Here is an 8577-nt window from a genome sequence, read left to right on the forward strand (position 1 = left end):
CGGCGGCGCATGGCCTCCGCGTCGGCGGGCAGCCGGGCGAGGTCGTAGCGCGACAGGCCGCGGGAGCCGGCGGCGTCGAGGCCGGTCAGCGCCGTGGTCTCGGCGGCGACCAGCTGCTCCAGCGCCTGGTCGATCTCGCCGCGGGTCTTGCGGGCGGTCTCGGCGATGCGGCTGACGTTCTCGGCGATCTCGTTGGTGGCGGCGCGCTGCTGGCCGAGCACTTCGGCCAGCGCGTTCATGTGGTTGGTGATGATCGACACCCGCTCGCCCACGCCCTCGACCTTCTGGCCGGCGGCGCGAATGGTGGCGTCGCCGGCCGCGACCGCTTCGGCGCTCTCGCCGGTGGCGCGCTTGATGGCGTCGGTCTCTTCGGTCAGCGTCGCGATGCGGGCGCGGATCTGCTCCGTGGCCTTGGCGGTCTGGCCCGACAGCGACTTCACCTCGTTCGCGACCACCGCGAATCCGCGTCCGGCCTCGCCCGCGCGGGCGGCCTCAATGGTGGCGTTCAGGGCGAGCAGATTGGTCTGGCTGGAGATGGCTTCGATCGCGCCCGCCATTTCGGCGATCTGGCGCACCGCGTCCTCCAGCACGTCGATGCGCTGGGCGATGGCGGAGACGCGGTCGCTGATGGCGGTCATGGAGCCGGCGGCGCTGCGCATCTCGTCGACGCAGAGCCGGGTCTCCTCGCGCACCGCGAGCGCGTCGTCCGCGCCGACCCGGCTGGTGGAGGACAGCTCCGCGATCGAGCTCGCGAGCTCCTCAACCGCGCCGGCGATGGTGGAGGTGCTCTCCGCCACCTGGCGCACGTCGTGGGTGACCCAGCCGACCGAGATCGCGGTGCCGGAGGCGCTGGTCGCGAGCCCGACCATGACGTTGAGATCATCGAGCCCACGGGCCTGCTGGGCGGCGGAGAACGCCTCCAGCGCGGCCCCGGAGGCGCCCTCCGGCCAGGCGGAGGGCGCCGCGCCGCGCTTCATGGCGTCGAGCGCCGCGACGATGGCCGCGTGGTCGAACTCAGGCGCCGCGACGGGCGCCGGGGCGGCGGCCTGCGCGGCCTTCGCATGCGAGGCGAAGCGGCCAAAACCGAAGGTCATGATGTCCTCGTCACGTTTCCGGCGCAGCCTTCTTGCGTGCTGGCCATTTCTGACGAGGGATTGTTGCGCGATGACCTTAACGTGAGGTCACCGCGCCGCCCTCCGGGCGCGGTTAAGGCGCCCGGAGGATGTGATTCTCGCGCGTCAGGGCTGGATCGCCCAGCGCACCCGCACCTCGACGCGCATCTCCTGCTCGCCCCGGACGATCGGCGTCGGCGCGCTGGCGTCCTTCGCCTGCATGCGCAGGGTGAGCGGACGGGGCGAGGCCTGCTGCGTCTCGTTCTCCTCGATCGACTCCACCTTGCCGAGCGTGACGCCGGCGCTCGCGGCGTAAAGCTCGGCCTTGCGCTTGGCGTCGGCCACCGCGGCGCGGCGGGCCTCGTCCAGCTTGGCGTCGCTGTTCGACACCTCGAAGGCGAGGCCGTCGATCTGGTTGGAGCCCGCGGCCACCAGCGTGTCGAGCAAGCCGCCGAGCCGGTCGATCTCCCGGGCGCGGATGGTGACGGCGTTGCGCACCTCGTAGCCGGTCAGCGTTGGGGCGCGGCCGTCGCTGTAATCGTACTGCGGCTGCACCGTGAGGCCGGAAGTGCCGAAGTCCTTCTCGGCGATCTTCGCGTCCTTGAGGGCGGCGATCACCTTGGTCATGGCCTCGGCGTTGGCCTTCAGCGCCTCGCCCGCGTTCGCCGCGCGCGTCACCACGCCGGTGGTGATGACGGCGATGTCGGGCGCGGCGGTGGCGACGCCTTCGCCGGTGAGGGTGATGTGGAACGGGCGGTCGCCCCGGGGCTCCGCGCGCGCCGCGCCGACCGCCAGAACGCTGGCCGCGGCGGCGGCGAGGACGAGGGGGGACAGGCGCATGGGACGCTCCTTGGAACCGTGGGGCGGGGCGGCCGATCGGGCGATTCTTCGCCGCGGCCGCCGGGAGCCGCTATCCATAGCCGGGATTGCGCCGCTGGTGGGGCGAGCGTTGTTTTTCACCTTTTTCGGAACGTTCGGGCGGCGGACCGTGTTTTTCCCATGAGACCGCGACGGCGATCGTCGTCGCCACAGAACATAAGGGAGAAACGCCGTGGGTCTGTTTTCCAAAGACATCAAGACGATGAACGATCTTTTCGTCCACCAGCTTCAGGACGTGTTTTACGCCGAGCAGCAAATTCTGTCCGCGCTGCCGAAAATGATCGACAAGGCCACCAATCCCGCCCTGAAGCAGGGGCTCGAGGCGCATCGCCGCGAGACGGAAGGGCAGGTGGAGCGCCTGAAGCAGGTGTTCGAGATGCACGGCGAGACGCCGAAGACCACCAAATGTCCGGCGATCAACGGCATCATCGAGGAGGCCAACGACATCGTCGGCGACGTGGAGGACAAGCAGGTGCTCGACGCCGCGATCGTCGCCTCGGCGCAGGCCGTCGAGCATTACGAGATCGCCCGCTACGGCGTTCTGGTCGCCTGGGCGAAACAGCTCGGCCGCAACGACTGCGCCACCCTGCTCCAGCAGACGCTGGACGAGGAAAAGGCCGCGGACGGCAAACTGAGCAAGCTCGCGCTGGGCGAGATCAACCGTCAGGCCGCCTGAGGCGGGACAGCGCGTTCCAGCGGTTCGCCGTAGGACATCTTAAGAAACATGAGGCCCTCGTCGTCACCGACGGGGGCCTTTTTGCGTTCGCCGTCCATGACGACAATAAAAACGTCATGCCCGAGCTTGTCTCGGGCATCCACGACTTGGTCGTCAACGCGTGTGATCTAAAAGGAAGTCGTGGATACCCACGCGAAGGCGCGGGCATGACGTGTGGGGAGCGGCGCGCATGGCGCGTGACCCTGCGCGTGTGCTTCCATTGAGCGCGGCCGCGCGACCGCGTGGCGACGACCCATGCGCCGCCCATCCCCCCAAAACGCAAACGACGCCGGAACGGCTGGGCCGCTTCGGCGTCGGGACTGTGTCGTCGATCGTAGGGCTGTCCGAACAGCGTCGAGGCGACGCCGCTCGGACGGAGGCGCTCAGGCGCGGCGGCGGATGTCGCCGACCACGGAGGCGAGAGCGCGCGCAGCCATGAAGGTGGAGGACTTGCGGCGCGCCGCTTCGGTCGCCGCGGCGGCCTCGGCGCGGATGCGCTCTTCCTCGGCCTTGCGGGCGGCGATCTCTTCCTGGATGCGCCGCTCTTCCTCTTCCTGGATGCGGCGAGCTTCGGCCTTCACGCGCTCGCGCTCAGCCCGCGCCTCGGCGACGACCTTGCGCTCAGCGGCTCGCTTCTGCGCTTCCGGGTCCTCGGCCGCAGATTTGAACTTGGCAAGAAGGTTCTTCTTGGCATCCAGAGAGGATTTGCGGCGGGACTCGAGGCTGTCGTCAACTGGCATGTGGGGCGGAGACCTTTGCGTATGGTTTCGGGAGCGCCTTGCACATAAGGGCCGACGGGCTCGAATACAATTGCATTTTGCGCGAAACAGGCGCCCGGAAACGCAAAGGTCGGCCGCTGTTGCGCGCGCGCCGCGCCGGGAAGGCGACGCGCGCGCGTCGTGCGCCGATTACGGATTGACGCGGATGGTGACGCCCGGCCGCGGCGCGGGCCGATACTGCGGCCGGTCGCGATAGACCCGGCGCTCGCGGTAGACCGGCCGGCGCGTCTCGGTGCAGGTGCGCGTACGCTCCATCCGAACGGTTCCGTTCGGCCGAACCACCCGGCGCACCACGGTGCGACAGGCCACGTCCGACACCACGACGGGGGCTGCCAGCGGCGCGGCGCGCGTCCACGGCGCGGCGGAGGCGGGCGCGGCGGCGCAGAGGCCGAGCCCGAGGGCGACGCCGCAGGAGAGCAGAACGGTCTTCATGGTCATGTCCTCGAAACGCACGGACCGGATGACGCTGCGCGCGAGGCGCATGCTGTGCTCCGGTCCGAAACCCCACGCGCCTGACACGCGCGCCGGCGGCGCGCCCTGCGGGGGAGCGCCGGGGAGATCGGCCCCCCGGCGCAGTTTTTTTTAGGCGTTGAGGGGCGGCGCGTCAGCGCCGCAGGTCGCCGAAGCCCGGCAGCGGGGCGGCCTCGGCCGCCTGCGCGGTTCCGACCGCGATCGGCCCGTCGACGGGCGCGGGCGGCGGCGCGAAGGCGAGCGTCGTCGGAACGGAGGAGAACGCGGGCGTCGGAACCGGTACCGGAGCCGAAACCGCCGCGACCGGGCGGACCGCAGGCGCGGGCGTCTCCGCCGCGGCGGGGCTCGGCGTCTCGGAACGCGGCGCCGGCGCGAGCGAGGCCACCACGATCGGCTTGGCGGCGGCGGTCGGATCGACGCGGGCGAAGGCGAGCGCCAAGGCGCGCGAGCGGGCGTTGGCGCTGGCGGTCGCGGCCGTCGTCACGCTGCGCTTCTCGTAGAAGGCGTTTCCGCCCGCCACCAGCACGTAATGCATGTTGGGATAGGGGAAGCGCAGGCCGGCGGTGTGGAAGAACATGGCGTCGCGGACGCCCGCGTGCCGCTTGCCGGCCAGCACGGCGTCGGCGTTGCGCCGGGCGCGCTCGGCGCCGGAATCGATCATGGAGCGCGTCATCACGCCGGGCGCGAACTGGTTCTTCTGGGCGACCACGTCGCAGAAGGTCGGGCCGTAGCGGCCGGACTTCACCCGGTTCGCCACCACGGTGCCGACGGCGAGCATGCCGTCGTCACTGCCGCGATGGGACTCGAAATACATCGCCCGGGCGAGGCATTCACGGTCGGCGGCGGTGTGGCTGACTTTTACGATCGGAGCCGTTTTCGGCTGTTGGGCGCAGGCGGCCAGCGACATGGCGGCGCTTGCTGCGACAGCGAAACGAACGACGAGCCTATCCGTCTTCACGGCGGGCGGTCCCCCTTTTTCCAGTCCCTCGCCATCCCCCGACGGGCGGCGTCATCAGGGTTAATGGAGGGTAACTTCGTTAGCAAATGGTTAATGCGGTATCCCGCTGCCGCCGGCCGCGCGGCAGCGTTCGGGCGGCCGGACAGGGGAGAAAGACGCGCGGGGCCGCCTCGGGGCGTGGTTTTCTTGGCGCTCGGGTGCCCTATCTATCCCTCACGATCTCGGATATCGGCATGACGGCCCGGGCGGAAGCACAGCGCCTTCACCGGCCGGTCATGCCCGCGACAAGGGAAGCGCCACGCTCGTCACCGCCGAATGACCTATCCTCACACCGTCGATCTCACCAATTGCGATCGCGAGCCGATCCACATTCCCGGCAGCATCCAGCCGCACGGCTGCCTGCTCGCGTGCGACGCGGCGGCGGGGATCGTGCTGCGACGCTCCGAGAACGCGGGCGAGATGCTCGGCCTGGAAGGAGAAATCCTCGGCCGCCCGCTGGAGGACGCGATCGGGCCGGAGGCGGCGCATGTGGTGCGCAACGCCCTCGCCGCCGTGGCCGACGCGGCGAGGCCTGCGCTCGCCTTCGACGTGGCGGTGAACGGCCGCAACTTCGACGTGGCGGTTCACCGCTTCAAGGGCGCCACCATCGCCGAATTCGAGCCGGCGGCGGCGGAAAGCCGGCAGCCGCTGGAGCTGTCGCGCATCCTGATCGGGCGCATCCGCGACGCCCGCAGCCCCGAGGCGCTGGTCGTGTCCGCGTCCCGGCTGGTGCGCGCCATCACCGGCTACGACCGCGTGATGATCTATCATCTCGAGGCGGACGGCTCCGGGCGCGTGGTGGCGGAATCGAAGCGCTCCGATCTCGAGAGCTTTTACGGCCAGTACTTTCCCGCCGGCGACATCCCGCAGCAGGCGCGGATGCTTTACCTGCGCAACACGATCCGGGTGATCTCGGACGCCTCCGGCGCGCGCTCGCCGCTGGTTCCGGTGCTGGACGCCTCCGGCGAGCCGCTGGACCTGTCCTTCGCGCATCTGCGCAGCGTGTCGCCGATCCACTGCGAATACCTGCGCAACATGGGCGTCGCGGCGTCCATGTCGATCTCGATCATCGTGGGCGGCGAGCTGTGGGGGCTGATCGCCTGCCACCATTACTCCCCGCGCGTGCTGCCCATGCCCGAACGGGTGGCGGCGGAGATGTTCGGCGAGTTCTTCTCGCTCACGCTCGACGCGCTGAAGCATCGCCGCAAGTTGAACTCCGCGTCCGACGCCCGCCGCGCGCTCGACGGCGTGCTGCGGCTCGCCTCCCACCATCAGGACGTGGGCGCGGCGGTGCGCGAGAGCCTGTCGGCCATCGGCGGGCTGCTGCCCTGCGACGGCGTCGGGCTGTGGATGAACGGCGTCTGGACGGTCGAAGGCGCGGCGCCGCCGCGCGACGTGGTGGCGCGGCTTGTGGCGCTGGCGAGCGAGGGCGGGGAGGGCGCGGTCTACGCGTCGCACTGCCTTGCGCAGGTCATTCCGGGCGCGGAGGATTTCAGCTCGCAGGCGGCCGGCGCCATGGCGGTGCCGCTGTCGCAAAGGCCGCGCGACTACCTGTTCTTCTTCCGCAAGGAGCTGGTGCAGACGCTCGACTGGGCGGGCAACCCGGACAAGATCTACTCCACCGGCCCGCTCGGCGACCGACTGACGCCGCGCAAGAGCTTCGCCATCTGGAAGGAGACCGTGCGGCTGCAGGCGCGCCCGTGGTCGGAGACCGATCGCGAGACGGCGGAGGCCGCCCGTTCGGCGCTGGTGGAGATCGCGCTCCGCCACAGCGAGCTGCTGCAGGACGAGCGCAACAAGGCCGACGTGCGCCAGCGCATGCTGAACGAAGAGCTGAACCACCGGGTCAAGAACATTCTCGCCATCATCAAGTCGCTGGTGGCGCGCCCCGCGGCCGAGGGGCAGGAGCTCGCCGATTACGTCACGTCTCTGAAGGGGCGCATCCAGGCGCTCGCCTTCGCCCACGATCAGGTGGCCCGCGGCGACGGCGGAGGACGGCTGTCGGCGCTGGTGTCGGCGGAGCTGTCGCCCTATCGCGAGCCCACGGCCGAGATCGTCTGCGAGGGCGACGACATCTGGCTGGACGCGCGGGCGTTCTCGGTCATGGCGCTGGTGCTGCACGAGCTCTCCACCAACGCCGCCAAGTACGGTGCCTTGTCCCGGGGCGGCGGGCGGCTGGAGGTGACGTGGCGGCGCACCGAGACCGGCGATTGCGAGATTCTGTGGCGGGAGTCCGGCGGCCCGTCCGTCGCCCCGCCCAAGCGCGAGGGCTTCGGCACCGTTCTGGTGGACCGCAGCATCCCGTACGACCTCGGCGGCGAGAGCGACGTGCGCTATCTGGCGGAGGGCGTGCGCGCGCGGCTGCTGCTGCCCTCCCGCCACGTCTCGTCGGGCGAGGGCCGCTCGACCGCGGGCGAGACCTCCACCTACACGCGCCACGCCTCCGCGCCGAAGACCGGCGAGGGCGCGCTGAGCGACCTGAAGGTGATGCTGGTGGAGGACCAGCTGCTCATCGCCATGAACGTGGAGGAGCTGCTGACCCAGCGCGGCGTGCCCTTCCTTTCCACCAGCGGCTCGGCGGACGAGGCGCTGCGCAAGCTGGAGCTGTTCCGCCCCGACGTGGCGGTGCTCGACGTCAATCTCGGCGCCGGCACCTCGATCCCAGTGGCGGAGGCGCTGGCGCGCCTCGGCGTGCCGTTCATCTTCGCCACCGGCTACGGCGACCGCTCCATGATCCCGGCGGCCTTCGCCAGCGTGACCGTGGTGCGCAAGCCCTATGACGCGGACTCGCTGATCGCGGCGCTCGCCCGCGCCGCGGGCCGGGCGCCGGCCGAGTAGCGAAAAAAAAGCGCGGGCGGAGGGATGACGTCGCCATCCTGCTCCGTATGCCCGGCATGAAGCGGCCTTCCGGGGATTTCGACGTGATCGGCGAGCTGCCTGTTCTCAGGCGGTATGCGCTCGCGCTCACGCGCGATCCGTCGGACGCGGAGGATCTGGTGCAGGACGCGCTGGTGCGCGCCTACGACCGCCGCGCCGCCTTCGACGTGACCCGCGACCTGCGCGCCTGGCTGCTCGCCATCCTGCACAACGTGTTCGTGGACGGCGTGCGCAGCCGGCGGGCGGAGCTGATCCGCATCGCCGCCGCGGGCGAGGTCGCCGCGACGCACGAGCCGCCGGCGCAGGAGCATTCGGTGCGTCTCGCGGAGGTCCGGGCCCGCTTTCAGGCGCTGCCCGAAGACCAGCGCGCGGCGCTTCATCTGGTGGCGGTGGAGGGGCTGTCCTACGCGGACGCCGCTGCGATCGTCGGCGCGCCGGTGGGCACGTTGATGTCGCGTCTCGCCCGCGCGCGCGAGACGCTGCGCCGCCACGACGCCGACGAGGCGCGCCCGCGCCCCGGCGCGCATCTTCGCATTGTGAGAGGACCCGATGGTGACGACGGCTGAGCCGATCCTCGACGCGGAAATCGACGCTTACGTGGACGGGCAGGTGGATCTCGCCCGCCGCATCGAGATCGAGGCGCTGCTGGCCAAAAACCCGCCGCTCGCGAGCCGGGTGATGGACGCGCTGCGCCTGCGCGACGAGCTGCGCGCGGCCTTCGCCGAGGCGCCCGAACCGGCGCCGCCC

General features: G+C 70.8%; 8 protein-coding genes and 1 pseudogene. 4 read left to right on the forward strand and 5 right to left on the reverse strand.

All coding sequences use genetic code 11. From position 1 onward, the window contains the following. Together ACFQ4O_RS12480 and ACFQ4O_RS12485 are read right to left on the reverse strand one after the other, a co-directional pair. Nucleotides 1–1094 (reverse strand): methyl-accepting chemotaxis protein (locus ACFQ4O_RS12480; RefSeq protein WP_378776021.1); only part of this gene is annotated, 1094 nt, incomplete at its 3' end. A gap of 144 nt (nucleotides 1095–1238) precedes the next feature. After that, complete coding sequence (locus tag ACFQ4O_RS12485) at nucleotides 1239–1952, reverse strand: SIMPL domain-containing protein (RefSeq protein WP_378776022.1); 714 nt, start codon at nucleotides 1950–1952, stop codon at nucleotides 1239–1241. Between the two features lie 211 nt (nucleotides 1953–2163). Here ACFQ4O_RS12485 and ACFQ4O_RS12490 point away from each other — a divergent pair, with 211 nt between their 5' ends. Then, the gene (locus ACFQ4O_RS12490; protein ID WP_378776023.1) at nucleotides 2164–2667 is read left to right on the forward strand and encodes a YciE/YciF ferroxidase family protein; all 504 of its coding nucleotides are present in this window, start codon (nucleotides 2164–2166) and stop codon (nucleotides 2665–2667) included. Nucleotides 2668–3089: 422 nt separating this feature from the next. On the opposite strand, the gene ACFQ4O_RS12495 is transcribed toward ACFQ4O_RS12490, so the two are convergent. The 3 genes from ACFQ4O_RS12495 to ACFQ4O_RS12505 form a co-directional block, all read right to left on the reverse strand. Continuing rightward, complete coding sequence (locus ACFQ4O_RS12495; protein ID WP_378776024.1) at nucleotides 3090–3446, reverse strand: DUF6481 family protein; 357 nt, start codon at nucleotides 3444–3446, stop codon at nucleotides 3090–3092. 168 nt (nucleotides 3447–3614) lie between these two features. Continuing rightward, the gene (locus ACFQ4O_RS12500; RefSeq protein WP_378776025.1) at nucleotides 3615–3917 is read right to left on the reverse strand and encodes a hypothetical protein; all 303 of its coding nucleotides are present in this window, start codon (nucleotides 3915–3917) and stop codon (nucleotides 3615–3617) included. Between the two features lie 172 nt (nucleotides 3918–4089). After that, the gene (locus ACFQ4O_RS12505; RefSeq protein ID WP_378776026.1) at nucleotides 4090–4734 is read right to left on the reverse strand and encodes a cell wall hydrolase; all 645 of its coding nucleotides are present in this window, start codon (nucleotides 4732–4734) and stop codon (nucleotides 4090–4092) included. A 495-nt stretch (nucleotides 4735–5229) separates the two neighbouring features. Here ACFQ4O_RS12505 and ACFQ4O_RS12510 point away from each other — a divergent pair, with 495 nt between their 5' ends. The 3 genes and pseudogenes from ACFQ4O_RS12510 to ACFQ4O_RS12520 all read left to right on the forward strand — a co-directional run. After that, on the forward strand, nucleotides 5230–7791 hold the full coding sequence (locus ACFQ4O_RS12510) for an HWE histidine kinase domain-containing protein (protein WP_378776027.1): 2562 nt from the start codon (nucleotides 5230–5232) through the stop codon (nucleotides 7789–7791). A gap of 56 nt (nucleotides 7792–7847) precedes the next feature. Continuing rightward, complete coding sequence (locus ACFQ4O_RS12515; RefSeq protein WP_378776028.1) at nucleotides 7848–8396, forward strand: sigma-70 family RNA polymerase sigma factor; 549 nt, start codon at nucleotides 7848–7850, stop codon at nucleotides 8394–8396. Then, nucleotides 8380–8577 (forward strand): annotated as a pseudogene (locus tag ACFQ4O_RS12520) (anti-sigma factor family protein); the annotation flags it as partial. The gene ACFQ4O_RS12515 and the pseudogene ACFQ4O_RS12520, both read left to right, overlap by 17 nt.

The sequence above is a fragment of the Methylopila musalis genome (genome assembly GCF_042679725.1).
Classification (GTDB): domain Bacteria; phylum Pseudomonadota; class Alphaproteobacteria; order Rhizobiales; family Methylopilaceae; genus Methylopila; species Methylopila musalis.